This window comes from Streptomyces sp. NBC_01306 (assembly GCF_026340465.1).
In the GTDB taxonomy this organism is placed as follows: domain Bacteria; phylum Actinomycetota; class Actinomycetes; order Streptomycetales; family Streptomycetaceae; genus Streptomyces.
In genome coordinates this window covers 7,023,729-7,049,572 of sequence record NZ_JAPEPC010000001.1, presented here as the reverse complement: position 1 = coordinate 7,049,572, position 25,844 = coordinate 7,023,729, and the positions used below count along the sequence as shown (strand labels likewise).

General features: G+C 70.5%; 22 protein-coding genes. 12 read left to right on the top strand and 10 right to left on the bottom strand.

The features are described from left to right. Positions 1-99: 99 nt before the first annotated feature. The 7 genes from OG385_RS31230 to OG385_RS31200 all read right to left on the bottom strand — a co-directional run bounded on the left by OG385_RS31230 (position 100) and on the right by OG385_RS31200 (position 7,034). Complete coding sequence (locus OG385_RS31230) at positions 100-867, bottom strand: class I SAM-dependent methyltransferase (RefSeq protein ID WP_266859849.1); 768 nt, start codon at positions 865-867, stop codon at positions 100-102. Then, on the bottom strand, positions 867-1,787 hold the full coding sequence (locus OG385_RS31225; RefSeq protein WP_266859847.1) for a MurR/RpiR family transcriptional regulator: 921 nt from the start codon (positions 1,785-1,787) through the stop codon (positions 867-869). Before OG385_RS31225 ends, OG385_RS31230 begins: the two co-directional genes overlap by 1 nt. 102 nt (positions 1,788-1,889) lie before the next feature. After that, positions 1,890-3,134: a M20/M25/M40 family metallo-hydrolase gene (locus OG385_RS31220; RefSeq protein WP_266859845.1), complete on the bottom strand. Its 1,245-nt coding sequence runs from the start codon at positions 3,132-3,134 to the stop codon at positions 1,890-1,892. After that, positions 3,134-3,904 carry an amino acid ABC transporter ATP-binding protein gene (locus OG385_RS31215; RefSeq protein WP_323183919.1) on the bottom strand — a complete coding sequence of 257 codons (771 nt, stop codon included), beginning with the start codon at positions 3,902-3,904 and terminating at the stop codon, positions 3,134-3,136. The genes OG385_RS31220 and OG385_RS31215 overlap by 1 nt, the downstream gene beginning before the upstream one ends. Beyond that, positions 3,901-4,887 (bottom strand): amino acid ABC transporter permease, encoded by a 987-nt coding sequence (locus OG385_RS31210; RefSeq protein WP_266859843.1) that lies wholly within the window; start codon positions 4,885-4,887, stop codon positions 3,901-3,903. Before OG385_RS31210 ends, OG385_RS31215 begins: the two co-directional genes overlap by 4 nt. 1 nt (position 4,888) lies before the next feature. Next, a complete protein-coding gene (locus OG385_RS31205; protein ID WP_266859841.1) occupies positions 4,889-5,842 on the bottom strand; it encodes an ABC transporter substrate-binding protein in 954 nt (317 codons plus the stop codon). A 100-nt stretch (positions 5,843-5,942) separates the two neighbouring features. Continuing rightward, positions 5,943-7,034 (bottom strand): LacI family DNA-binding transcriptional regulator, encoded by a 1,092-nt coding sequence (locus OG385_RS31200; protein ID WP_266859839.1) that lies wholly within the window; start codon positions 7,032-7,034, stop codon positions 5,943-5,945. A 248-nt stretch (positions 7,035-7,282) separates the two neighbouring features. Here OG385_RS31200 and OG385_RS31195 point away from each other — a divergent pair, with 248 nt between their 5' ends. The 10 genes from OG385_RS31195 to OG385_RS31150 all read left to right on the top strand — a co-directional run bounded on the left by OG385_RS31195 (position 7,283) and on the right by OG385_RS31150 (position 19,919). After that, complete coding sequence (locus OG385_RS31195) at positions 7,283-8,548, top strand: extracellular solute-binding protein (protein ID WP_266859837.1); 1,266 nt, start codon at positions 7,283-7,285, stop codon at positions 8,546-8,548. Positions 8,549-8,560: 12 nt separating this feature from the next. After that, positions 8,561-9,526: a carbohydrate ABC transporter permease gene (locus OG385_RS31190; RefSeq protein ID WP_266859835.1), complete on the top strand. Its 966-nt coding sequence runs from the start codon at positions 8,561-8,563 to the stop codon at positions 9,524-9,526. After that, a complete protein-coding gene (locus tag OG385_RS31185) occupies positions 9,513-10,430 on the top strand; it encodes a carbohydrate ABC transporter permease (protein WP_266859833.1) in 918 nt (305 codons plus the stop codon). The genes OG385_RS31190 and OG385_RS31185 overlap by 14 nt, the downstream gene beginning before the upstream one ends. Positions 10,431-10,454: 24 nt before the next feature. Further along, positions 10,455-11,219: an SDR family NAD(P)-dependent oxidoreductase gene (locus tag OG385_RS31180; RefSeq protein WP_266859831.1), complete on the top strand. Its 765-nt coding sequence runs from the start codon at positions 10,455-10,457 to the stop codon at positions 11,217-11,219. Then, positions 11,207-12,994, top strand: coding sequence for a heparinase II/III family protein (locus OG385_RS31175; RefSeq protein ID WP_266859829.1), 1,788 nt, complete (start codon positions 11,207-11,209; stop codon positions 12,992-12,994). The genes OG385_RS31180 and OG385_RS31175 overlap by 13 nt, the downstream gene beginning before the upstream one ends. A 2-nt stretch (positions 12,995-12,996) precedes the next feature. Next, positions 12,997-14,970 (top strand): hypothetical protein, encoded by a 1,974-nt coding sequence (locus OG385_RS31170; protein ID WP_266859827.1) that lies wholly within the window; start codon positions 12,997-12,999, stop codon positions 14,968-14,970. A gap of 2 nt (positions 14,971-14,972) precedes the next feature. After that, positions 14,973-15,608, top strand: a complete 636-nt coding sequence (locus OG385_RS31165) for a DUF624 domain-containing protein (protein WP_266859825.1) — start codon at positions 14,973-14,975, stop codon at positions 15,606-15,608. Beyond that, complete coding sequence (locus OG385_RS31160; protein ID WP_266859823.1) at positions 15,602-18,055, top strand: polysaccharide lyase 8 family protein; 2,454 nt, start codon at positions 15,602-15,604, stop codon at positions 18,053-18,055. Before OG385_RS31165 ends, OG385_RS31160 begins: the two co-directional genes overlap by 7 nt. Before the next feature lie 4 nt (positions 18,056-18,059). Further along, positions 18,060-19,034 (top strand): acetylxylan esterase, encoded by a 975-nt coding sequence (locus tag OG385_RS31155; protein WP_323183918.1) that lies wholly within the window; start codon positions 18,060-18,062, stop codon positions 19,032-19,034. Between the two features lie 132 nt (positions 19,035-19,166). Beyond that, positions 19,167-19,919 (top strand): hypothetical protein, encoded by a 753-nt coding sequence (locus OG385_RS31150; protein WP_266859821.1) that lies wholly within the window; start codon positions 19,167-19,169, stop codon positions 19,917-19,919. A gap of 76 nt (positions 19,920-19,995) precedes the next feature. On the opposite strand, the gene OG385_RS31145 is transcribed toward OG385_RS31150, so the two are convergent. The 3 genes from OG385_RS31145 to OG385_RS31135 all read right to left on the bottom strand — a co-directional run bounded on the left by OG385_RS31145 (position 19,996) and on the right by OG385_RS31135 (position 24,002). Beyond that, positions 19,996-21,858, bottom strand: a complete 1,863-nt coding sequence (locus tag OG385_RS31145; RefSeq protein WP_266859819.1) for a phospholipase C — start codon at positions 21,856-21,858, stop codon at positions 19,996-19,998. 196 nt (positions 21,859-22,054) lie between these two features. After that, positions 22,055-23,314 (bottom strand): EfeM/EfeO family lipoprotein, encoded by a 1,260-nt coding sequence (locus OG385_RS31140; RefSeq protein WP_266859817.1) that lies wholly within the window; start codon positions 23,312-23,314, stop codon positions 22,055-22,057. 43 nt (positions 23,315-23,357) lie between these two features. Then, entirely contained in the window at positions 23,358-24,002 is a 645-nt protein-coding gene (locus tag OG385_RS31135; RefSeq protein ID WP_266859815.1) for a helix-turn-helix domain-containing protein, read from the bottom strand. A gap of 146 nt (positions 24,003-24,148) precedes the next feature. Here OG385_RS31135 and OG385_RS31130 point away from each other — a divergent pair, with 146 nt between their 5' ends. Beyond that, positions 24,149-25,027, top strand: coding sequence for a PaaX family transcriptional regulator C-terminal domain-containing protein (locus OG385_RS31130; protein ID WP_323183916.1), 879 nt, complete (start codon positions 24,149-24,151; stop codon positions 25,025-25,027). Between the two features lie 464 nt (positions 25,028-25,491). Next, on the top strand, positions 25,492-25,827 hold the full coding sequence (locus OG385_RS31125) for a hypothetical protein (protein ID WP_266859813.1): 336 nt from the start codon (positions 25,492-25,494) through the stop codon (positions 25,825-25,827). Positions 25,828-25,844: the final 17 nt, after the last annotated feature.

Here is a 25,844-nt window from a genome sequence, read left to right as displayed (position 1 = left end):
ACGTCAAGGGTCCAGACCAGTTCGTGCCTGAGTGTTTGCCTTGTACTCCCCTGCCAGAGAACAGAGTTGACGTTGAGTCAGATCATTACGGCGCCCCGGTCACATCCGCCGGGCCACCACGAGGCGCCAGCGCGGGCTGCCGTCCGGCCTCCGGCCGAACTCTTCCAGCGGCAGCAGCTCCACCGAGAATCCGGCCCGGGTCAGATCGTCCCGCACCGCGCCCAGCGGGAACGTCCGGTAGTACATGACGAACCGCGGCCGCCACACCAGATTCCGCACCCGCATCACCGAGTCGAAGCCGAGCAGCGTCCAGTACAGCGGGTCACGGAAGGACTGCGGCGCCCCGATGGGGAAGGCGAAGACTCCGCCGGGCCGCAGCGCCCGGTGGACCCCGGCGAACAGGCCGGGGCGTTCAGCGGGCAGGAAGTGGCCGAAAGCGCCGAAACTCACGGCCAGGTCGAAGGCGCTCCGGAACGGCAGGTCCCGGGCGTCGGCGCGTACCCACTCGGCCACCGGTACGGCGGCACCCGCCTCCGCCCGGCGGGCGGCGGCCAGCATCCCGGCGCTGAAGTCCACCCCGGTGACGCGCTCCGGGCAGAGCGAGCGCAGCACCTGGGTGCCCGCTCCCGTCCCGCAGCAGACATCGAGCCCCGCCCCGAACGGGCCGAGCGGGCGCAGCGCGCCGCCGACCGCGTCCAGGACGCGGTCGGGCGTACGGAACGGGGTCTGGTCGAACTTCGGTGCCAGCAGGTCGTATCCCCGCTCGATCGAGGAGAGCGCCTGCACGGTCAGCTCCCGGAGGGTCGGACCCTGCGGGGCGAACGGCCGCCGCAGGCCCGAGAGCGCGGCCCTGACCCGGGAAGCCATCAGCTGCCCCCTTCCGGCTGGAGCCCTGCCTGCCGGGCCACCGCCTCGCTGTGCGCGAGATGGCTGCGTCCCGCCTCGCCCAGCTGTCCGAGCACCCCAGCGAGGACCGTCTCCACCGTGGCCAGCGTCGGCACCAGGCTGTCGTACGGAGAGGGGGCGGCCACCTGGCTCGGCAGGACGACATCGGCGACGTTGGTCACCGGGGAGAGCCAGGTGTCGGTGAAGAGCACGATCTTGCTGCCGCGCCGCCGTGCCATCTCACCGATGACGCTCTTGTCCGGTTCGTAGCGGCGGTAGTCGAAGACGACGAGGACGTCCTGTTTGCCGAGTCCGGCGAGCACGGCGGTCCGCTCCACGTCGCGGTCGGGCAGGAGCACCACATCGTCGCGCAGCTGCATCAGGTGCAGAGCCAGGTACTGGGCCAGCAGATGCGTGAACCGGCCGCCGACGAGGACGACACGGTGCTTGGGATGGCTGAGCAGTCCGACCGCGGCCCGCAGGTCGTGCGGCGGCAGTTCGCGCAGCGTACGGGCCACCGCCGCGCTGAACACGTCCTGTTCCCGGTCGCCCTCTCCCTGCTCCTCCTCCTGTTCCCGCGCTCCCTCCTCCGGTGCGTCGTCCGGCTGCGGGAGGAGCGGACCACTGCCGTATCCGCGCGTGCTGTACAGCTCCAGCGGCGAGGCGCTGCGTTCCTCCAGCTCGTCGCGGAGCGCTGCCTGGAAGCCGGGGAACCCCTTGTATCCGAGCCTGTTGACGAAGCGGATCACGGTGGGGGCGCTCACCCCGGCCCGTTCGGCGAGTGTGGCCACGGTCTCGAAGCCCGCCGACGGGTAGCCCGCGAGGAGTACCCGGGCCACCTTGCGCTCGGCGGGACTCAGGTCGCCGAGTCTGTGCCGGATCTCTTCGGCAAGTGAGGACATGGACCACGCCACCTTTCAGAGGCTTCAGATTACGCAGGCGGGCCGCTCCCCGTGACATCGCATGGGCGGGCCGCCCGCCGGCGGCCCGCTCCGCGAGGCCGGTCAGCCGCTCCGCGCGTCCCCGAGCGCCACGATCAGGGCTCCCAGCAGGGCGGTCCTGACGGGCACCGTGCTGACGTCGAGCCACTCGTCCGGGCTGTGATCGCCGCCGCCGACCGGGCCGAGACCGTCGAGGACGGGTACTCCGGTTCCGGCGATGGTGTTGGCGTCACCGACACCGCCCGTGGCAGCGGCTCCCAGACCGATTCCCAGAGCCTCCGCCGCCTCCCGCGCCTGTCCGAGCATGCCGCGGGCCCGCGCGGTGTCCTCCATCGGCGGACAGCTGTCGGTCTGCCGTACGGTCGCGGTCGTGCCCGGCACGGACAGCCGGGCAGCGGCGGCTGTGACCGCCTCCTTCGCGCACCGGATGCCCTCGGCGGTCGACGACCGTATCTCCACGTGCAACTCGGCTTCGGGACAGACGATGTTGATACGGCTGCCCGCCCTGACCATCCCCACATTGACGGTCACGTCGCTCCAGCGTCCGTTCAGCCGCTGGCAGTCGATGAGAAGGTGCGCGGCGGCCAGCGCGGCGTTCGCGCCGCGTTCCGGTTCGATACCGGCGTGGGCCGCCCGCCCTGTGACGGTGACGAGGAGGTCCACCACACCCTTGCGGGCGATGACCAGGTCACCGTTCTCCCGCGCGCACTCCAGGCCGAGACCGTAGTCGATGCCCGCACAGAGCGAGGCCGTCACGGGCCGGCTTGCCGGGGAACCGATCTCCTCGTCGGGGGTGGCGAGGAGGACGACCTCCGCGAAATCCAGCATCCGCCGGTGCACCAGGAGTTCGACCGCGGCGAGACCGGCCAGCAGGCCGCCCTTGTCGTCGCTGCATCCGGGGCCGCGGGCGAATCCGTCGTCCACGGCGAAGGGCCGCTCCGCCGCGGTTCCCTCCTCGAAGACGGTGTCCATGTGCCCGGCCAGCAGGATGCGCCGCCCGCCCTCTTCCACCGGGAGGCGGCCGTGCAGTCGTCCCACAACCAGATCACCGCACTCCGGACCGGGGCGGTCAGCGCCATGGGCGCGGTCGACGGTGACCGGTATCCGGTCCGTCTCGAATCCCATGGCCGCCAGCCGGCGAACGGTCCAGGTCGCGACCCGGTTGACTCCCGCGGGGGTGTAGGAGCCGGAGTCGATCGACACGAGGTGTGCCAGATCGGCCAGGTACCGGTCCTGACGGGCGACGGCGTCGGGCAGCAGCAGGGCAGCGGCGTGGGCAGCCGTGCCGTGCTGCCGTACGCGGGCCATCACAGGACCTTCGAAAGGAAGGCGCGGGTGCGTTCGTGCCGGGGCTCGCCGAGTACCTGCCGCGGATCTCCCGACTCGACCACGACCCCGCCGTCCATGAAGACGGCGGTGTCGGCGACTTCCCGGGCGAAACCGATCTCATGGGTGACGACGATCATCGTCATTCCGTCCGCCGCGAGTTGACGCATGACGTCGAGTACATCGCCGACCAGTTCCGGGTCCAGTGCCGACGTCGGCTCGTCGAAGAGCATCAGTTCCGGCCGCATCGCCAGCGCCCTGGCGATCGCCACACGCTGCTGCTGGCCGCCCGAGAGCCGGGAGGGATAGCAGTCGGCGCGGTCGGCGAGGCCGACCCGGTCGAGGAGGCGCAGCGCATCGGTGTGCGCCGCGGCCCTCGGGACGCCGGCCACTCTCACGGGGGCCTCCATCACGTTCTGCACCGCCGTCATGTGCGGGAAGAGATTGAACCTCTGGAAGACCATCCCGATATGCCGCCGCCTGAGGGCGACTTCACGCTCCCTCAGTTCGTGCAGCCTGCCGCCCTGTTGGCGGTAGCCCACCGGGGCTCCGTCGACGGTCAGTGTGCCGGCGTCGAGCTTCTCCAGGTGGTTGATGCAGCGCAGGAAGGTCGACTTCCCCGAACCGGAGGGGCCCAGCAGACAGCAGACCTGGCCGCGTTCCACGGTGAGGTCGATGCCCCGCAGCACGGCGGCCTTCCCGAAGCTCTTGCGTACGCCGTCGGCGTGCACCATCGGTGTTCCCACAGTCATCGCTCCATGTCCGGTTCGTCGGGTCGGGGGCCGGGCCGGGCGATGCGCAGGAAGGCGCCCGTCACCAGGCGCTTCACGGGACCGGCGGCCGGTACGGTCGCGCCGCGGCCGTACCGTCGCTCCAGCCAGGCCTGCGGCAGGCTGAGCGCGGTGACCAGGATCAGGTACCAGATGGCTGCGACCACGAGCATCGGCATGACCTGGTAGTTCTGGGCGTACACGTCCTGGATGTTGGACATCAGGTCGTGCGCCGAGATCACGGAGACCAGAGCGGTCATCTTGAGCATGTTGATCGTCTCGTTGCCCAGTGGCGGAATGATCACCCGCATGGCCTGGGGCAGCACGATGCGCCGGGTGGTCAGGGCGGGCCCCATCCCCAGCGAGTGGGCCGCCTCGGCCTGCCCCGGATCGACGGACTGGATGCCGGCCCGGACGATCTCGCTGATGTACGCGGCCTCGTTCAGCCCCAGGGCCAGCAGCGCCGCAACCGCCGGGGTGAGCAGTGAGTTGGTGTCCGCCCTGAGGAAGGTGATGTGGGTGAACGGGACGCCGATCAGTACGTGGTGGTAGAGCGCGCCCGCGTATCCCCAGAAGATGATCTGGACCAGGAGCGGGGTACTCCGGAAGAACCAGACGAACGAGGTCGACAGGGTGCTCAGGACCGGGTTGTGCGACAGGCGGAGCACGGCCACGAGGACACCGAGGCCGAGGCCGAGCGCCATGGCGGCAGCCGTGAGCCAGAGTGTGGTGGCCAGACCGCGGAAGACCAGGCCGTTGAAGACGTAGCGCCCGACGACGGACCAGTGCAGGTTGCTGTTTCCGGCCAGCGAACCGATCAGTCCGGCGAGAGCGACGGCCGCGACCGCGGCGGCGATCCAGCGGCCCCAGTGGCGGACCGGTACGACGGTGAGGCTCTGCGGCACGGGCGGTGCCACGGTCGTGGCGCTGCCCTGCGTGGCTCCCGACGGTGTGGTGGCATGCATATCAGGACACCGCCGGGTTGCTGGTCGCGTCCTTCACGGCGATGGAGGCCGCACCGTACTTCGCGCAGATCTTCCTGAGTGTGCCGTCGCCGATCAGTTCCCGCAGGGCCTTCCGGATCGCGCCGGTCAGCCGGGGAAGCCGTTGGGTGACGCCGATGCCGTTGGGGGTGGCGTCGTAACCCGCGCCGTGCGCCGGGTCCTTGACGAGTGCGAAGGTGTGGCCCCCGTCGGCGGTCCGCGCCGTCCACCCGGCCGCGGGTTCCGTCAGCAGATCGGCGGCGACCTTCCCGGAGCGCAGGGCGAGTTGCGCGTCGGAGTCCTTGGGGAAGCTCTGGATCGCGATAGGGGCCCTGCCGATGTGGGCACACGCGGACTGATGCGCCTTGAGCACGTCCAGTTGGTGGGCCGCGGCCTCCACACCCACCTTTCTGCCGCAGAGGTCGTCCAGGCGGGCGATCCTGTGCGGGTTTCCCCTGGTGACGAGAATCCCGGAGCCGGAAACGGAGTAGTCCACGAAGTCGAGGACCCGCCGGCGCGCCTTGCTGTCGGTCATCGCCGACATCACCACATCGAACTTGCCCGCCTGGATGGCGGGCACGATGCCGTCGAACTTCTGTGGTGTGAAGGCGAATCGCACGCCGAGTTTGGCGCCGATTGCCTGCCCGAGGTCGTAGTCGATGCCGGTGAGCGCGGGCTCGCCGTCGGTCACGAACATGACGAACGGCGCGTACGGCGCGTCGGTGGCGACCCGGACCGTTCCGGAGGACCTGACCGGCTCGGGCAGAGCGGCGTGCAGGGCCGCGTCGCGCGTCACGTGCACACCGGCGATGTTCGCGGTGGCCGGCTGGGCCGCTCCCCCGCTGTCCGTGTGCTCTCCGCACGCGGACAGCGAGATGGCCGACGAAATGGACAGTGCGGTCGCCGCTGCTGCGCGACGGAATGAGCGGGTGTGCAACACAGATGCCTCCCACGGATGTCCCGTGCGGTGGGTTCACCGCCGGATGGCATCTGGCACGTTACACACTCATGTAATTATCGCTCTACTGTAATTTCTATTACATCCCGGTAACGGGCTCACGTCGCGCCACCCGGCCGGACCGTCCGCTGCGGACCGGTGCGGTGGACTCCCGCACCACCAGGCGCGGCCGGATCAGCAGGGACCGGCCGGCCGCGGGCGCGGATTCGATGCAGGCCCGCAACTGCTGGAAGGTCTCGGCCGCCATCTCCGGCAGCGGCTGGCGCACGGTGGTCAGCGGCGGTTCGAAGAGGTCGGCGAGCAAAATGTCGTCGAAGCCGACCACCGAGACGTCCTGCCCCGCCCTGTGCCCCGCGTCCTTGGCGCCCCGGCAGATCCCGATCGCACACATGTCGTTGATGGCGACGAACGCGGTGGGCGGCCGGTCCCCGGTCAGCAGCTCCCGCGCGGCGTTCCGGCCCAGCTCGGCCGCGTCCTTGTCACCGAACTCCGTGGTGACCGCGCCCGGCCAGACCACCGCGTCCCGCGGGTCGAGCCCTGCCGCCTCCAGCGCGGCGTGGAACCCGCGCAGCCGCTCCCGGCGGTTGACGCTGTGCACGGAACCGGAGACGAACGCCAGCCTGCGGTGGCCGAGTTCGATCAGATGACGGGTGGCCAGCTCGGCACCCATGGCGTTGTCCACGCTGATGCTGGCCAGCGACGGCGGGTCGCCGGCCTGCGCGGTACGGTCGAAGGCGACCATCTTCAGCCCGCGGCTGAGCAGCGGGGTGACATGGTCGAGCGTGGGCAGCGAGGAGCAGAGGACGACCCCGCTCACCCCGTCGGCCAGCAGTTCCTCGCCGTACTTCAGCTCGCGGGCCGGATCGCGCTCGCTGTTGCAGAGCAGCACGTGGTAGCCGTCGGCGAGCGCGATGGCCTCCAACTCCCGGGCGAGCGACCCCCAGAAGGGGTTGGCCACGGACGGCACGATGAGGCCGATGACCTTGATCCGGCCGGTGCGCAGCATCCGGGCCGCCCTGTTGGGCCGGTAGCTGAGCTGCTCGATCGCCTGCTCGACCCGGGCGAGCGTGGCCGCCTGCATCCGGTCCGTACGCCCATTGAGGACGTTGGAGACCGTACTTGCGGAGACCCCCGCGGCCTCCGCGACCTGATGGATCGTTACCTGGCTCATGCCACCTCCGGTTCGGACCGCACTAGCGAGATTAGTGTACCGATTTACTGAACTCTCTTCACCGATACATCCGTTAACTTCTCCGAAAAATTCTTGCGTACCAGCTGTTGACGTCGTTCCAGAGGCGTTCCTAGTCTCAGTGCATCGATTTACAAGCACATCTCAGCCATCCGCTTGGGTGCTACGCACATCCGCTTGGTGCCACGCACTGGATCGATCCACCACCTTCACCTCAAAAGGGGTGCCCCATGGAACTCAGCAGACGGTCGATGCTCACAGCCATCGGCGCGGGGACCGCCGTCGCCCTCACCGGTTGCGGCGCCGGCACCACAGCGGCGGGCTCGGCCAACGGTCCCGCCGAGGGCGAGATCACTCTCCTCACCCCGATCTACGAAGGCTCCGACGGCAAACAGCTGCTGGAGCAGAAGATCCTGGGCGGGTTCCGCAAGAAGTACCCGCACGTCAAGGTCAACGTGGACTACACCACGTACACCCAGCTCAACGAGAAGATCACCACCGGCCTCGCGGGCGGACTGCTGGCGGACGTCCTGATGATGGGCGTCGGCTGGATCCCGCCGTTCGCCGCCAAGAAGGCGATCGCCCCGCTGCCCGAGAAGCTGGCCACCGCACACGACTACGAGAAGCGGGTGCTTGAGCCGTCCCGCTACGACGGGAAGCTGTACGCGCTGCCGGTCGTCCTCGACACCCGGATCGTCGTCTACCGCAAGGATCACTTCGCCGCGGCAGGCATCAGGAAGACACCCGCGAACTGGGCGGAACTGCGGGCGGTGGCCAAGCAGTTGACGAAGCAGGGCCGGATCGGCTTCGACCCGTTCTCCATCGAGCTGCGGCAGTGCTGGGAGACCTTCCTCTACGCCAACGGCGGCTCGCTGTTCAGCGCCGACGGCAAGGAGCCACGGTTCACCGACGCACGCGGGGTCGGGGCCCTCCAGTTCTTCAAGGACCTGATCGCCGACGGTTCGGTGGACTACACGAAGAAGACCGCCGAGGGCTCCCCGTCGAACGTCCAGACCGGCAAGGCGTCGATGATGATGACGAGCAGCGCCCTCTGGAAGCAGCTCGAAACGCAGAACCCCGAGCTCATCAAGGACGACAAGGTCGGCGCGTTCGTCCTCGCCAACCGGAAACCCGCGATGCTCCAGGGTGGCACCCTCGTCACCCAGTCGGCGAGCTCCAAGCAGCCCGCCGCGGCCCGTGCCCTGGTCGAGTACCTCGCCACGCCCGCGTCCATCCTCGGCGCCGCCGAACAGCGCGGCTCGGTGCCCGGACTCAGCGATCTCAACAACACCGGCTACGTCAAGCAGAACAAGTTCGTCGACATCTCCCTCCGGAACATGAGCGCCGCCTGCTCCGAGGGCGGCACCGCGGCCTGGATGGAGATCCGCGAAAAGATCAAGCCGACGCTGGAACCCGCCATCGTGGGCGGCCAGTCCGCGAAGGACGCCATCGCGGAACTCGGCCGGCTCGCCGAAGCCGCCATCGGCCGGATGTGAGGACCCGTCACTGTGGGAGCACCATCCGTACTCAAGGCCCGGCCCGCCCGGCCGCCCTCCCCTCCCGGCAACACCACCCCCGTACGTACCCGTCGCACCCCGGCGGGCCCCGGCCGCAGACGCCGCCGCGCCGGAATGCTGATGGTGGCGCCCGCGCTGCTGCACGCCTCGCTCTGGATCGGTCTGCCGGTACTCGCCTCGGTGGTGCTGGCCTTCACCAAGTACGACGTGCTGACCGCGCCGCGCTTCGTGGGCCTGGACAACTTCCGGGAGATGCTGGGCGACGAGGTCTTCCGCAAGTCCATTGCCAACACGGTCGTCTACACCTTCTTCACCGTGCCGTTCGGCATGGTGCTGGGGCTGCTGCTGGCCCTGGCCCTGCACACCGGGCTCAAGGCGCGCGGTCTGTTCCGCACCGCGGTCTTCCTGCCGCAGGTGACGGCGACCGTCGCCATCGCCCTGGTCTGGCTGTGGATCTACAACCCGGGAAACGGCCTGTTCAACACGCTGCTCTCGTTCGCCGGGATCAGCGGCCCGGCCTGGCTGTCGTCGACGTCCTGGGCGATGCCCTCGGTCATCCTCGTCGGCATCTGGCAGGGCATCGGCATGAAGATGCTGATCTATCTGGCCGCGCTGCAGACCCTGCCGAAGGAGCTGTACGAGGCGGCTTCGGTGGACGGCGCCTCCAGGACGCGGCAGTTCTTCTCGATCACCCTGCCGCTGCTCAAACCCGCGACGTTCTTCGTCCTCATCACCTCGATGATCAACGCGTTCCAGTCCTTCGACCAGATCTACATCCTCACCGACGGCGGCCCCGCCAACAGCACCACGATGATGACGTACGAGATCTACAAGTCCGCCTTCCGGGAGTTCCGCGTCGGATACGCCTGCGCGCAGTCGCTGGTGCTCTTCGTCCTGCTGATGGGCTTCACCCTGGTCAACCGGCGGATCATGGGAGGCACCCGTGGCCACAGCTGAACTCCGCAAGCAGGGGCCCGGCCGCAAGTCGAGGCCCGACCGCGCGCCGGTGGCCCCCGGCCGGGTGGCCCTCCATGTGACGCTGGCCGTGGTCTCCCTGCTGATGGTGGTGCCGTTCGTCTGGATGGTGCTCACCTCCCTGAAGACCCCGGTGGAAATCGCCTCGACCCACACCGAACTCCTGCCGCAGCACTGGCGGTTCAGCAACTACGCGGAGGCGCTGAAGGCCGCGCCGTTCGCCACGTACGCCCGGAACAGCTTCGTCATCGCCATCAGCCATACGCTGATCAACGTGGTGGTGGCCTCGATGGCCGGGTACTCGCTGGCCCGCATCAGGTTCCGCGGAAGCGAGGCCATCTTCTACCTCTTCGTCGCCGCGCTGATGATCCCGACGTACACCAAGGTGCTGCCCGAGTTCCTGATCGTCCGCTTCATGCCGCTGGCCGGCGGGAACAACCTCTTCGGCCAGGGCGGCAGCGGCTGGCTGGACACCTGGTGGGCGCTGATCGTGCCCGGCGCCGTCACCCCGTTCGCGGTCTTCCTCTTCCGGCAGTTCTATCTGGATCTGCCGGTCGAGCTGGAGGAGGCGGCCAGACTCGACGGGCTGGGCGAGTTCCGGATCTACGCCCGCATCATGACACCGCAGGTCAAGCCCGCGCTCACCACCGTCGCGCTGCTCACCTTCGAGGCTTCGTGGAACAACTTCCTCTGGCCGCTGCTGGTGACCCGCAGCGACAACCTGCGGGTGATCCAGGTGGGTCTCTCCGTCTTCAAGACCGAGAACGGCACCCAGTGGCAGTACCTGATGGCCGGCACCACCCTGGCCACTCTCCCCATGGTCGTCCTCTTCCTCATCGGCCAGCGCTATTTCGTGCAGGGCTTCGCAACCGCCGGTCTCAAGTGACCGGCTCCAGAAAGGGCTTCACCCATGTCTGCTGATCTCAACGGCTCCCGCGCACTGGTGACGGGAGCCGGCCACGGCATCGGCCGGGCCATCGCCGTCGCCCTGGCCGACGCGGGCGCCGATGTCGCCGTGCACTACCGCTCGTCCGCCGACGAGGCCGCGCAGACCGTCTCCGCGGTCGAGGCGCTGGGCCGCCGGGCCAAGGCGTTCCACGCCGACGTGACCGTCAGCCGGGACGTTGACCGGCTGGTGGAGGAGGCCACCGGGTTCCTCGGCGGCCTCGACATCCTGGTCTGCAACGCGGGCCATCTGATCGGCCGCGCGAAGATCTCCGAGATGACCGACGCCCACTTCGAGCAGGTCATCTCCGCCAATCTCACGTCGATGTTCCGCACCTGCCGCGCCGCGCTGCCGTACCTCGCGCGGTCGTCCGCCGGCCGCATCATCACGATGTCGTCGCTCGCCGCGCACAACGGCGGCGGCCCCGGCTCGGTGGCGTACGCGGCGGCGAAGGCGGGCGTACGCGGCTTCACCAAGGGGCTGGCGAAGGAGGTCGCGGCGGACGGGATCACGGTGAACGCCGTCGCACCCGGCTTCATCAAGGGCACCGCCTTCCACGGCACGTTCACCGCACCCGCCGCGCAGCAGGCCATGGAGGCGGGCATCCCGGTCGGCCGGGCCGGTACCCCCGAGGACGTCGGTGCGGCCGTGGTGCATCTGGCGTCCCCCGCATCCGGCTTCCTCACCGCCACCACGGTGGACATCGACGGTGGCGTATGGCCCCGCTGAAGCGGATCCCCCGCGAGCGCGGCGGCTGGTGGCACGCGTACGTCTGCCCGGCCCACGGGGTGGAGCTCGACCACGGTGATCTGCTCACCGGGGTGTTCCCCGACCAGGGCGCGCGCTGCGCGCACGGCTGCCGGGTGGACGACGAGAACGTACGCGGGGCCTGGCTGGTGCTCTCGCACCAGTCATGGGCCAGGCGGCTGCGGCTGCTCGCGCACCGGGGCGAGCGCGCCGAGGCCGTCGCCCGGCTGACCGAGTACGCGCAGCTCTACGCGGAGCTCGCGGACCGCCGGCACGGGGAGGCGCAGGACTGGATGCTGCGCGGCCGGCTCTTCCACCAGGCGCTCACCGACGCCATCTGGGCGGTGAACATCGGCCACGCGGTGAGCACGCTCGCCGAGCGCGGCACCGGTGACCTGGCCCCGCTGCTGCCGCTGCTGGACGCCCTGGAGCAGGCCGCTCTCGACGCCCGTGGGGTGCTGACCGGGCAGGGGCTCCTGGCGTCCAACTACACCGCCTGGCTGAACGCGGCGGGCTCGGCGGCCGGCCGCGCGTCGGCCGCGGTGCGCGGCCAGGAGTGGGACGGTGCGAAGCAGTGGCTGGAGGGCGAGCACGGCCTGTACGAGCATCTGCGGGCCGCGGTCGCCGACGACGGCTGGGAGTGGGAGGGCAGCACCTACTACCACGGCTTCGTGCTGCGGGCCGCGCTGCTCGCCCTGCGTTCGGCCGATCCTGCGGCGGTCCCGGCCGATGTCCTGGACGTACTGGCCGGGATGGCGGATGTGCTGGCGGCCGTCGCGACACCGGGCGGGATCCTGCCCGCCCTGCACGACGGTCCGTATCTGCGCGGCCCGCTCGCCCTGGAGTGGCTGGAACTGGTCGCGCTGGCACAGCAGTTGGTGCCGTCCACCGGGCTCGACGCGGTCGCGGACCGGGCCAGGCAGGAGCTGGAGGACGGCGACGACGGGCTCGACCGGGAGCTGGCCGGCTGGTTCGCGGGACCCGCACTGCCACGGCGCCCGGCACCCGGCGCGGTCACCGTGTTCCCGACGACCGGGTACGCGGTGCTGCGCGGGGCGGGGATCCACGCCGTACTGGACTTCGGCCCGCACGGAGGCTCGCACGGCCACCGCGACAAGCTGTCGCTCTATCTGTACGGCGACACCACGCCGTGGCAGCCGGATCCCGGCCAAGTCCCCTACGCACACGCGGAGTTCCGGGATCTGTACACGTCGTCCGACGCACACCCGGCGTTCCGCGCGGACGGCGCGGAACAGGCCGAGTGCGCGGGATTCCTGCTCGGCTCGGACAGCTCATCGGTCACGGCCGGGGTGAGCGGGGCGTACGAAGGAGTGCGCGCGGTCCGGCGGATCGTCCTCGGCAGCTGCTATCTGGTGGACCTGCTGACGGTGGACGCCGACAGCGCCCACCGGTTCACCGCGCAGCTGCGTCCCGGGACCGGACTGGACGTCCTGGTCCGGGCCACCGGCCCGGTGCGGACCACCTGGCACGGCGACGAGACGCTGCACGGCCTGCACACCCACACCGCGGGGGTCCCGGTACGCCCGCTGACCGTGCCGGGACCGGGTCCTGCCGACGATCCGCAGCGCGTGCGCACCCGGGTCGACTTCACGGCCGCGGCGCCGCACGTCACCTTCGCGTCGGTGTATCAAGCGGCCGGCGCGGGCCCGGCCGTCACCGTCGTACGGCTGGACGGTGACGTGCTGACGGTCGGGCTGGCCGACGGCTCGACCGCGCTGTTCCGGACGGAGGACTGACCGTGCTGCTCTCCGCGACCCCGCCTCCGGGCCCGCGTCCCGCTCAGGAGCTCCGGCTGTACGAGGAGGCCGCCCGCCTCCGTGGGCTGACCCCGCCCGCCGGCCATCCGGCGGCCAGCATCACCTGGCTCGGTCCCGCCGCCTCCAACCCGGCGCTGGCGTACCGGACGGGCGGTGACTCCGCGCACCTCGCGGAGAGCCGCCGCTGGATCGAGGCCGCGGTACGGCTGCCGCACTGGGGCAGGGCCCATATGCCGGACCACGATCTGGACGCGGGCTGGCTGCTGCACCATCTCTCCCTGGCGTACCACTGGATCGGGGACGAGCTGCCCGGCGCCACGAGCGCGCTGCTGCGGTACAAACTGCTCCTCCAGGGGCGCCGGCTGTACGAGTTCGCGGTGGCGTCCGAGGGCCGCTGGTGGTCGTCGTCGTACTGGCAGAACCACAACTGGATCTGCTACGCGGGGCTCGCCACCGCGGGGTATGTGCTGGGCAAGCAGGAGTGGACCGACCGGGCCAGGGACAATCTCGGCCGGGTTCTCGACCTGCTGCCCGATGACGGTTCGCACGCCGAGGGCGTCGTCTACTGGCGCTACGGGGTGCCCTGGCTCGCCATGCATCTGGACCTGCTCCAGGAGGCAGAAGGCACCGACTGGTGGGACCGCGGCGGATTCCTCCCCCGCACCTTCCACTACCGGCTGCACCAGACCGCGCCGGGGTTCGCACTCAACGTGGACCACGGCGACTGCCACGACCGGCGCAGCGGGCACAGCGCCGGGCTCTACTACCGGCTCGCCGCGCAGTACGGCATCGCCGAGGCGCAGTGGATGGGGAATCTGGCTTCGGGCGAGCTGCTGCGCGCGGAGGCCGCGGAGAGCGGAGTCCGGCCCGGCATCCTCCCGGAGGCGTATCTGGAGTACCTCTGGTACGACCCGTCGGTCCCGGCCCGCAGGCCCACCGGGACGCGGGCGTTCTTCCCGGATCTGGGGCTGCTCACCGCCCGTACCGGCTGGGACGCCAACGACACCCTGGTGTCGTTCAAGGCAAGTCCCGGCGGTGGCCACAAGGCGTGGGAGACCTCGGAGAAGCACCGGGCCGAACAGGGCTGGGAGACGCTGAACCAGGGTCACCACCACCCCGATTCGGGCTCTTTCGTGCTGGTCTCGCAGGGCGCTTTCCTCGCGGTCGACGAGGGCTACAGCAACCGCAAGCGGGCCGCGCACCACAATCTGCTGCTGGTCGACGGCCAGGGGTACGCGGACGAGGACCGCTACCACGTCTACGCGGGCATCCCCCATGAACGGCAGGCCAGGCAGCGCGATGTGCTGCTGGCCGGGGGCTGGGCGCACGTCACGGCGGAGATCGCCGCGATGTACGGTCCGGCGCTCGGGGTGCGCAGGCTCGACCGCACTCTGGTGTTCACGCCGGCGGGCCGGCTGGTGCTGCTCGACCTGGCCGAGGCGGACACCGGCCGGGAGTGGTCGTTCCTGCTCCAGACCGATGCGCCCACCGAGGAGCTGCCGGACGGCACCCGGCTGATCCGGTCGGGTGAAGCGACTGCCCACGTACGGCAGTTCGTGCCGGAGGGCGCCGCGTGGGCCTCGGAGGTGACGGAGGTCGAGGCGAACCCGACGTCCAGTACCCCGGACCTGAAACTCACCCGCACCCTGCACACGCTGCGCTCCACCACCGCGCGTACCGCGTCGGCACTGTTCCTCACCGCGGTCGAGCCCGGTGCGGTGGGCACGGCCCGCGCCCTGGAGTGCGCGGCAGGCGAGGGCATGGCCTTCGACGGTGAGCGGGTGCTCCTCTCCCCTGCCGCTCACCGGATCCGGACGGCCGGGGTCACCGCCGACGCGGCGGCCGTGCTGCTCGCCGACGGTGCGGCGCCGTACGTGGTGGCGGCCCGGCGGCTCGAACTGGACGGCCGGGTGCTGCTCGACGCGGCCGAGCCGTACACCGGGAAGGTCGGCTGACCATGGATCGGACCCTCTCACCCAGCTGGCCGACGCTGCTGCGCCGGCTGGAGTTCGTCGCGTACCCGGCGGCGGCCGGGGCGGCGTTCGCGGTGCTCTCGCTCGGTGTGGTGACCTGGCTGCCCGCGCTGGCCGCGATGGCACACGCACTCCAGCGGTGGCGGGTGGACGGCGACAGCCGGTGCTTCGTCCACACATTCACCGCGTTTCCCCGGTACTGGCGGTCCCTGTGGCGGCACGGGCTGGTGTCCACCGCTGCCGCCGGTGTGCTCGCCGCCAACATCGTTCATCTGGTGGGCCGTTCGGAGCCCTGGACGTTCGTGGTGCTGGCCGCGCAGGTGGGTATCGCGGCCGCCGCGGTCATCCACCATGTGGCACTCGCCGCCGAGGCGGGCCGGGACCCGGACGGTTCGGCCGGCGCCTGGACCCGGAACGCGCTCGCGCTCGGCTTCGGCTCGGCGGGCCGTGGCACCGCGCTGCTCGGCGCGGTGGTCTCGGCGGCGCTCCTCTCTCTCGTCGTACCGCTGGGACCGCTGCTGCTCGGTCCCAGCATTCCGGTACTGCTCGCCCTCTCCTTCGGCGACAGTCCGTCCCCGATCCACACCGCCTTCACCCGGAGTAAGGGGCCAGCGTGCTGAACCGCAGAGACCACTCAGACCACAGAGATCCCGGGCGACGTGCCGACGCTCCGCCCGGAGCGACCAGCCGTCGTACCGTCCTGGCCGGAGCGGCGGCGGTCGGCGCGGCCGCGGTGCTGCCCGTCGCCCTGGGCGCGGGCCCGGCGCGGGCCGCGACGGACGGCGCCGCCGCGCTGCGGGAGCGCTGGCACACCCTGCTCACCGGCGGCCCCGGCCTGGACCAGGGTGACCAGCGGATCGCGGCGGCCGTCGAACGGGCCGGGCAGGCGGGGGCCACCGCGGCGAAGGGGCTCGACCCCACCCGGACCGACGGCCTCTTCCCCGATCTGACCGGCACGACGCTCTCCAACCAGGTCACGACGGCGTTCAAGCGGCTCGCCACGGCCGCGACCGCCTGGGCGGTCCCCGGCACCCCGCAGTACGGCGACGCCGCGCTCCGCGATCTGCTGCTGGCCGGGGTCGACTGGATGCTGACGAACCGGTACGGAGCCGCCCACCCCCGGTACGACAACGACTGGGACTGGGAGATCGGCTCGGCGCTCGCCCTCAACGACGCGTCGGTGCTCCTGCACGACGCGCTCGGCGCCGACCGGCTGGCCCGGATCACCGAAGCGGTGCGGCACTACACCCCGGATCCGAACCTCTGGCGGGCCGACCGGCAGATCGCGACCGGCGCCAACCGGGTCTGGATCTCCACCGTGGTCGCCGTCAACGCCGTGCTGCGGGACGACGGCGACGACCTGGCGCGGGTGCGCGACGCCCTGTCGGACGTCGAGGGTTCGGGCGCCAACAGCGTGCTCGCCTTCAATGACGTGAGCGCGGCGGCGGAGAGCACCGGTGAGGGCTTCTACTCCGACGGGTCGTTCCTCCAGCACTACAAGCACCCGTACAACGGCGGGTACGGCAAGGAGCTGCTCAACAATCTCTCCCGGCTCCTGCATCTGCTCGCCGGGACCGGCTGGGCCGTCACCGATCCCGACCTCGACAACGTCCGCCGCTGGGTCGACGAGGGGTTCGACCCGCTGATCGCGCGCGGCGACGTGATGGCCTCGGTATGCGGCCGCGAGATCGCCCGGCCCAGCAAGCAGGGCCATGTGTCGGCGCAGACGGTCATCGAGGCGGTGGTGCGGCTGATCCCCGGCTTCCCCGGCGAGACCGCCGAGCGTTTCACCGCGCTGGTCAAACAGTGGATCGCCGAGGACACCTACCGGGACTTCCTCGGCGTGACCGATCTGGCGTCACTGGTCGCCGCGCAGCAGGTCGTCGCGTCCGCCGTCCCGGCTCGCGGCCGGCTGGTCGCGCATCAGCAGTACCCGCGGATGGACAAGGCGGCGCACCACCGGCCGTCGTTCGCGCTCGGTGTCTCCGCGTACTCGACGCGGATCTACAACTACGAGTCGATCCAGAACGAGAACCTGCACGGCTGGCACCTCTCGGACGGGATGGTGCTGCTGTACACCGATGATCTCGGGCACTACAGCGAGGACTACTGGCCGACCGTCGACCCGGCACGGCTGCCCGGGACCACCGTCGTGGCCGGCCGTCCGGAGGACGCCGCCGGGCAGCGCACCACCAGTACGGCGGACTGGGCGGGCGGGACCGCGCTGGCGGGGACGACGCTGGGGGCGTACGGCATGGAGCTGCGGGCGTACGGTTCCACCCTGACCGGGCTCAAGAGCTGGTTCTGCCTGGATGACGTGATCGTCTGCACCGGCTCCGGGATCACCGCGTCCGCGGGCCGGGCCGAGACCGTCGTCGAGAACCGCAAGCTGCGCGACGCGAAGGCGGCGCTGCTGGTCGACGGGGTTCCGGCTTCCACGGACACCGGATGGTCGGCCGGGCTCGACGAGGTCCGCTGGCTGCATCTGGAAGGCACCGGCGGCTATGTCTTCCCGGCGCCCGCCGCGCTGCGCGGCCTGCGTGAGGAGCGTACGGCGACCTGGCGTGAGATCAACACCAAGTACGGCACGGACACTCCGGTGACGCGCCCCTATCTGACGCTGTGGCAGGACCACGGCGAGGCGCCGGACGGCGCCGGGTACTTCTGGCTCCAGGCCCCCGCCGCGTCGGCCGAACGCACCCGGCTCTGGTCGCAGGCCCCGCCCGTCGAACTGACCGCGGCCACCTCCGCGGTCCACGCGGTGCGGCGCGTCGCGGACGGTCTGCTCGCGGCGAACTTCTGGACCGCGGGCACCGCGCAGGAGCTCGCGTCGGACGGGCCGGCGTCGGTGCTGGTGCGGCCGGACGGGAAGACGGTCGCCGTGGCGCTCTCCGACCCGACCCAGCTGCGGGCCTCGGTCACCGTCACGCTGGCGCAGCGCGGCCTCACCGTCGCGTCGGCCGACCCCGGGGTGAGCACGGCCCCCGTACCGGACGGCATCCGGATCACCGCCGACACCTCGGGCCGCCACGGCGCGACCCTCGGCCTCACCCTGAAGAGGAGCTAGCCCCTTGCTGTTCGACATGGAGCTCGATCGGCTGCGCGAGTACCGGCCGGAGCCGCAGGAACCAGCGGACTTCGACGCGTTCTGGGAGAAGACGCTGGGCGAGAGCGCCCGGCATGAGATTGCCGCCGAATTCGTCCCGTACGACGCCGGGTTCGCGACGGTCGACGTGTTCGACGTGACGTTCAGCGGCTGGCGCGGGCAGCCGGTGAAGGCCTGGCTGCTGCTGCCCCGCGACCGGGCGGAGCCGCTGCCCGCCGTGGTGCAGTACATCGGCTACAACGGCGGCCGGGGCGTCCCGTACTCCTGGCTGACCTGGAGCGCGCTGGGCCACGCCCATCTGGTGATGGACAACCGCGGCCAGGGCGGTGGCGGCAAGCAGACGGCCGACACCCCGGACATCGGTCCCGGCGGGCACGGTTCGTCGTCGCCCGGCTTCCTCACCCGCGGCATCGAGGACCCGCACCTTCACTACTACCGGCGGCTGATCACCGACGCGGTGCGGGCGGTCGACGCGGTGCGCTCCCATCCGGCGGTGGACGCCGCCCGGGTCGCCGTCGTCGGCGGGAGCCAGGGCGGCGGCCTGGCACTCGCGGTCGCGGGGCTGCGCGACGACGTGGCGGCGGCGGTGGCCGATGTGCCGTTCCTCTGCCACTACCGCCGTGCCTCGCAGATCACCGACTCGGGTCCGTACGCGGAGATAGCCCGCTGGCTCTCCGGTCACCGGTTCCGGATCGAGGAGGCGATGGAGACGCTCTCCTACTTCGACGGGGTCAACTTCGCCGCGCGTGCCACCGCGCCCGCGTGGTTCTCGGTGGGGCTGATGGACAGGATCTGTCCGTCGTCCACGGTCTTCGCCGCCTATCACCGCTATGCGGGTCCCGCCGAGATCGAGGTGTTCCCGTACAACGGGCACGAGGGCGGCGCCGAGTACGACGTGCCGCGCAAGATCGCGGCACTGCGCGGAGTGTTCGCCCGGTAGGCGCCCGGGGGCCACCGGGCCTCGGCGAACCGCCCGCCGTGCGGCACACGCATGGCGGGCGTAGCCTCGTCGTGTACGTCTCACAGGCCTTGACCAGGCACATCTCAGGAGGCGACGTTGACAGGACACCGCATGGCCAAGCCACTGGCAGCGGGTGCGGCAGCAGTCGTTCTGACGATCGCCGCGGGCAGCTCAGCCGTGGCGGACGGCGGGACAGCATCGCTGCCGGCCCAGGAGATCGCCAACAAGGCACACGACGCCCTCTTCGGGACCTCGTCGCTGCATATCAGCGTCCACGGGAGATTCGGTTCGAGAGGCACCCCCACCTCCATGGAGCTCACCCTCGACCGGCAGGCCAACTGCCGGGGCTCGGTGAGCCTGGGCGGACAGGGCTCCGTCCAGATCGTCAAGCGGGGCGGCAAGATCTGGATCAAGCCGGACGCCGCGTTCTGGAAGAACCAGGTGCCGGGAGGCAGCGCCGCCGAGGCGGCCCTCAACGGGCGCTACCTCCAGGGTTCATCGAGCAACTTGCCGCTGCAGGGCATCGCGCAGGTCTGTGATCTGGACTCGTTCCTCAAGACGAGTACGACACCGGACACTTCGGGCGGCGGTCACCTCACCAAGGGCAAGGTGACGAAGCTCCACGGAATCGACGTCGTCCCGGTCAGCGGGGTGCGCGGCGGTCATCGGGAGACCCTGTACGTGGCGACGCACGGCAGGCCCTACCCCGTCCAGGTCACGGTGAAGGCCATGGACAAGACCACCCTGGCGACCGTGGGGTTCTCCGCGTTCGACCAACCCGTGCCTTCGAGCACTCCGTCGCCCGACCAGTCGGTGGACATCTCGAAGCTGCGGACCCCGGTCGGCCCGGCCAACTCGACCTGAGAGCGGCCGGAGCAGGGCGGCGCAGCGCGTGGGGGACCGGGCCGGCGGCCCGGTCCCCCACGTCATGCCGTACGGCTCAGGCGCCGCCCCGGCCGGGTCGGCGGCGGACCGCCAGGACGATACCGGCGCCACCGACCACCACGGCCCCCAGTACACCGGCGGTCAGCAGCCCCGGCTGGGAACTTCCGCTCCCGGAGAGTTCCTGCATGGCGACCCGCTGCCGCTGTGGGTCGGTGATCTGCGCGGCGACCGGTGCCACGGGCCTGATCGGGCCGGCCGACTTGACGGAGCCGTCCTTGTTCAGCAGCACCTGCCGGCCGTTGGGGTGGCGGAAGTCGAGCATCCCGGCCAGCGATCCGGCCCGGGTGTCGAAGGAGTGGTCCCCGATGCCGCCGGTGTGCCAGTTCTCCTCGACGAACTTGATGATGGAGGTCTGCTCGGTCCTGGTGTGGTCGATCTTGTTGACCTTGCCGTACGGGGAGATGACCATCAGCGGCTGCCGGGCGCCGGGACCGCACCGGTCGGCGTAACCTCCGGCCGCCTTGGGCCCGTTCTGGCAGGCCGGTGAGTCCACCGTCCTGCCGTTCGTCTGCTTGCTGGTGTCCTGCGAGCCGTTGGCCGGCTTCGCGTACACGTGGTCGTACCAGCCGTCCGAGTCGTCGTAGGCGAGGACGACCGCCGTGTCCTTCCACTGCGGGGCCTGCTGGATCTTGTTGATCTGGCCGATCAGGAAGTCCTGTTCGTCGGTGGGGTCGGAGTATCCGGCGTGCCCGTCCTGGTAGGAGGGGGCCTTGAGGAAGCTCACCGACGGCAGGTTGCCCGACTTGAGGGCGGCGTCGAAGTCCGTCAGGTCGTAGTTGTGGTTGGCCTGTCCGGCGTGACCGATCTCGGCGACCGACTTCGGGGCCACGTGGTGCGGGTTGGCGGTCGACCTGTAGTACTGGAAGGGGTCGTGGTGCGGGCTGTAGTCCACGACCTGCTCGCCGCCGACGTTGGCGTGCGTGGTGCCGCCACACTTGGCGAGATGGTCCTCTGTGCCGTCCCACGGGGTGCTCGGCCGGAAGCCGCCCTGGAACCAGCCCCAGCTGACGTTCTTCTCGTTGAGGCGGTCGCCGATGTTCTTGCCGCCCAACTCGGCGAGGGACGACTTGCTGGTGTGGTCGTTGCCGGAGCAGTCGTCGTAGGCCGGATCCGGGTCGGTGATCATGGTGCCGACGCCGTGCGCGTCCGGCGATGCGACCGCTGCGGGATCGGGCTTGTCGGTCCGCTTCGGATTCTCGGTGGATGACGTGGGGTCGGTGGACACCACCCCGTGCGTCTGGCCCGAGACCAGTTCGATGGCGCCGGGTGTCGAAGGGCCGTACGCGGAGCCGAAGGAGTTGTCGTTGAGGGCGTAGTGCTGGGCGTAGTTCCACATCGCGGTGACGGTGTTGCCGTCGAAGTAGTCCATCGCCAGGCCGGGTTCGCCGAAGAGGTTGCCCGAGCACTTGCCCGAGTCGGTGTTCTCCACGAACTTGTCGGCCTTGCCGCCGTTGTACGCGTACTGCTCGGGACCGTACGAGTGGTTCTGGTCGCAGGTCATGGCCTGGTCGGGGGTGAGCCGCTTGGGCAGGTACTGGTTGGGGTTCTTGTCGAGCAGACCGGCCGTACGGAGATTGTCGATGTCGCGGGGCGTTCGCGGGGACGGGGTGAACTTCGTACCGTCGGTGTTCGCGGCGTGCGGATAGGTCGCGAAGTAGTGGTCGAAGGAGATGTTCTCGTCGAAGAGCACGACCAGGTGTTTGACGGGCGTCGCCGTAGGACTCCCGTGATTCCCGTGGTGCACTGCGGCGGGCGCCGTGGCCCAGACGGGTGCGGCGCCGCCGAGTACGGTCAGCGCGGCGGCACCGGCCAGCGCTCCCCAGCGGCGCGCGCCCACTCCTCTGCCCTTGCTGCCCATGCGTTTCCGCCTTCCGCTTCCGGCCGTGCACCCTGTCATGCACTGCTCAATATGCTGACACGATGCATCACCATGACACGGGAGTGAACATCTGGCATCCGGTGGAAAAACAAAATTGAGCAAACAAACTGTTGAGTCGACCGCTTGGACCACACCGGTCGGACGGCCCGTCAGGACGGTGGGGCAGGAAGCCGGATCAGGATGACCGGCGCACGTCGCAGAGGGCCGCGATGTCCGCCAGCCGCTCCACCAGCCCGCTCACGGCCGCGTTCACCTGCTCGCGCTGTGCGCGGCCGAGCCGGGCGGGCGGAGTCCAGTGCCCGCCGTGCTCCTGACGGTCGAGCACCGCCCCGGTCCGGTCGAGCTCACCGTCCAGCTGCTTCAGCCGCGGGTACCTGCCCGTCAGTACCGGGCGCAGCCGCGAGAGGACCACCCGGGTGCCGTCGAGATTGGCGCGCGCCGTCGCGAGATTGCTGCCGCTGCCGTAGTCGGTGCGGCCCGTCAGCTCGAACTGCACGGTGTTCTCCAGGATTTCGTGCGCCCGCAGCCCGAGGTCCAGGGGGTCCATCCGGGCCTGCCGCCAGTCCGTACGCAGGGCCAGTACGTCCTTGACCAGCCGGTCCGCGAACGGGCGCAGAGCGGTGGCGGACTCGTCGTGCCACAGCCCGTACTCGATGCGGTGGAAGCCGGTGAAGTCCTTGTCGTGGACGCCGCCGGCCAGGCCCGCGGTCGTTCCGTTGATCGCCGCGTCGGCGTCGCCGAACGTGCCGTAGGCGGCACCCAGCCGTTCGTAGTCGAGGTGCGCGGTGAGCCAGGCATTCCGGGCCCGCGCCCGGTCGCCCGCGCGGACCGAGGCGTCGAGCTTCCGCGCGGCGCCGACGAGTGAGCCCATCCGGCCGGTGACCCACTTCTGATAGCTCAGCGTCGGCGGGATCAGATCGTGCTGGCTGACGGGCACCGCCGCCGGACCGCCGCCACCGCCACTGCCGCCCGGTACCCGAACGGTGGGCCCCGTGACCGAAGCGGCGTCGTCGGGGAAGCAGGCGAAGGCGTAGGAACCGCCCGCGATGGTCGCCCGGAGCGCCCGGGTGGTGCCGGGCCCGAGCCCTTCCAGCTCGCCGTACACGGCGCCGCTCGACGTGTCCTTCAGATACACCTCGACCGGCGTGGCCGACGTGTTGTGCACATCGAAGACCTGGGTGCCGGGGCGCGGGTCGTGCCAGCCCGTTCCGCAGCTGCCCGCCGACGCGTCGACCCGGGTGTGCGGCAGACCGTCGGACGGCCCGGCGGTGGAGTGGCCGTGGCCGCTCAGCAGCCCGGCGGCCCCGGCTCCCGCGAGCGCCAGTACGGCGGCCAGCGCCGCACCGCCCGCGATCAGCGCACGGCGCGAACGACGTGCGGTCCTCCTGTCCGGCACACCGGCCTCCTGACGCAGCAGCACGCGGAAGAACGACATCGTAGACCCGTGGTGGATCAACGGCCCCGGGCGCAGGCGGGATTCACCGGTCGCCGGTCTCCTCGTCCGCCGTCCGCCGCTCTCCGGCCGGACGGGCGCGTACGTGCATCCGCTCCCCCTGTTTCCCGAACAGGCTGAGGAACTCCACGGCTTCCGGGCCCGCGCCGGTCCACGCGTGCGGGGTACGGGTGTCGAACTCGGCCACCTCACCCGCGCCGAGGACGAGTTCGTGCTCACCCAGGACGAGCCGCAGCCTCCCGGACAGGACGTAGAGCCACTCGTAGCCTTCGTGCACCCGCGTTTCCAGCTGCTCCGGCCGCCGCTCTCCGGCCGGGATGATCTGCTTGTAGGCGTGCAGCCCGCCGAGGTGGCGGGTCAGCGGGATGAAGGTCATCCCGTGTCGCTTGACCGGACGGGGGTGGATACGCGGGTCACCGGTCGGCGGGGCGTCCACCAGCTCGTCCAGCTGCACGCCGTACGCCTTGGCCAGCGGCAGCAACAGCTCCAGCGTGGGCTTGCGCCGCCCGGACTCCAGCCGCGACAGGGTACTGACGGAGATCCCGGTCTCCTCGGCCAGCTGGGCGAGGGTGATGTCGCGGTCCCGGCGCAGCGCGCGCAGCCTGGGGCCCACAGCGGTCAGCACGCCTGCGAAGTCGTCGCCCGTCGCCCCTGTCGTCACTCCGGCCATGCCCTGCCCCTTCACTGTCGCCCGGTCCGCCGCTCTCCCTATTTGCCATCCCGGCAAGAGGATTTGTCAATCGTAGCCGTACGAACTGCCCCTCCCGGCCCTTCGCCGGCGCGGCCCGTGACCGGCCCCGTTGATAGCCTCCCCGGGTGACGATCGCAGCAGAAGCGGATGAACCCGCGAAGGGGGAGCCAGCAGCCGGTTCCGCGCAGCCACGGCAGTTCATCGTGACGGTGTACGGCCTGTACTCCAGGACCGAGGGCGGCTGGCTCTCGGTGGCGACCCTGATCGGGCTGCTCGCGGAACTGGGCATCGAGGCTCCCGCCGTACGGTCGTCGATCTCCCGGCTGAAGCGCCGGGGCCTCCTTCGGGCCGAACGGCGCAACGGCTCGGCGGGGTACGCACTCTCCGACGAGGGCCTTTCGGTCCTGCGGGAGGGCGACCGCCGGATCTTCCGCCGGGACCGCGCGACACCGGCCGACGGGTGGCTGCTCGCGGTCTTCTCGGTACCGGAGTCCGAGCGCAGCAAGCGGCATCTGATGCGCTCCCGGCTGACCCGGCTCGGTTTCGGCACGGCCTCCGCCGGGGTCTACATCGCTCCGGCGCATCTGTACGACGCCACGGCCGAGATGCTGCGCCGCCTGGAACTGGACGGCTACGCCGACCTCTTCCGCGCCGACCATCTGGCGTTCGGCCCGCTGGACGAGAAGGTCCGGGAATGGTGGGATCTCGACCAACTGGAGCTGCTGTACGGCGAGTTCGTCCGTAAGCACGCCGGGGTGCCGGACCGCCTGCCGGCCGGGGGCGAGGGCCACGATGGAACCGGCTCCGGAGCTGCCGAGCGTGACGCGTTCGTGGACTACGTCCGCGTGCTGACCGACTGGCGGCAGCTCCCGTACCTCGATCCGGGACTCCCGGCGGAGCTGCTTCCGGACGACTGGGTCGGGATCCGGGCCGCCGAGCTGTTCTTCACGCTCCAGTCCCGGCTGGAGAACGACGCGCGCGCCTATGTCGCAAGCAGGCCCTGAGCCCCACCTCAACGACCTGCGCACCGGGTGCTTCCGGGCCGGCCTCCGAGAACCGGGCAGGTACGCGCTGCGGTGAATCCGCCGCTTCACGCCTTCAGGTGAACTTCGAGAGCCAAAACCTTTATTCGTCCAGCCCTGGAAGGATTGTGGGCGATTCTGGCGCCTCTGCAACGGAAGGCTTGCCCATGCGGCGTCGTGCTGTGATCGCCACTGCTCTGGTTTCCCTGTCCACCATTGCCGTGTCTGCCGCTGTGGCTGCGGGGCCTGTGATGCCTGTTGCCGGGACGGTCACCTGGTGCTTGTCCTCTGCGGCTGCTCAACACCTGGCGGCTGACAAGGTCGTGGTGTCGGCCGCCGCTCCGGCTGTGCTCGATTCTTCGGGGCCGGCCCCGTGCGTGCAGTGGCCGATCAAGGGGAAGATCAGTCTGGACTTGGCAGAGGGGTCCTGGGCTGCCGACGGTCGCATGACCTTCACCAGGGCCACGGACGGGCGCAGCCTGAGCTTCACCGGGGCGCACGGTGACTTGGCCCGGCGGACCCTGTCGGCAGATGCCGCTGTCGGAGATGAAGCCCCGCAGCCCGTTGATCTCTCCACGTACGAACTCGACATGACGAAGATGACGGTCACCATGCCGTCCTTGAGCTCGCCCGGCTCGGTCGTGGCCAAGCCGTTCGACACGATGCTGACGCAGGACGGTGCGGCGGTGTTCTCCCGGGCGTACGGTGCGTCGCCGGTTCCCACGGGGAGCAGTCTGGCCACGGTCGCGGCCCGTGTCGATGTGGTCCCGGCGCTGGGCTGAGTCTCGATGCTGGGGGA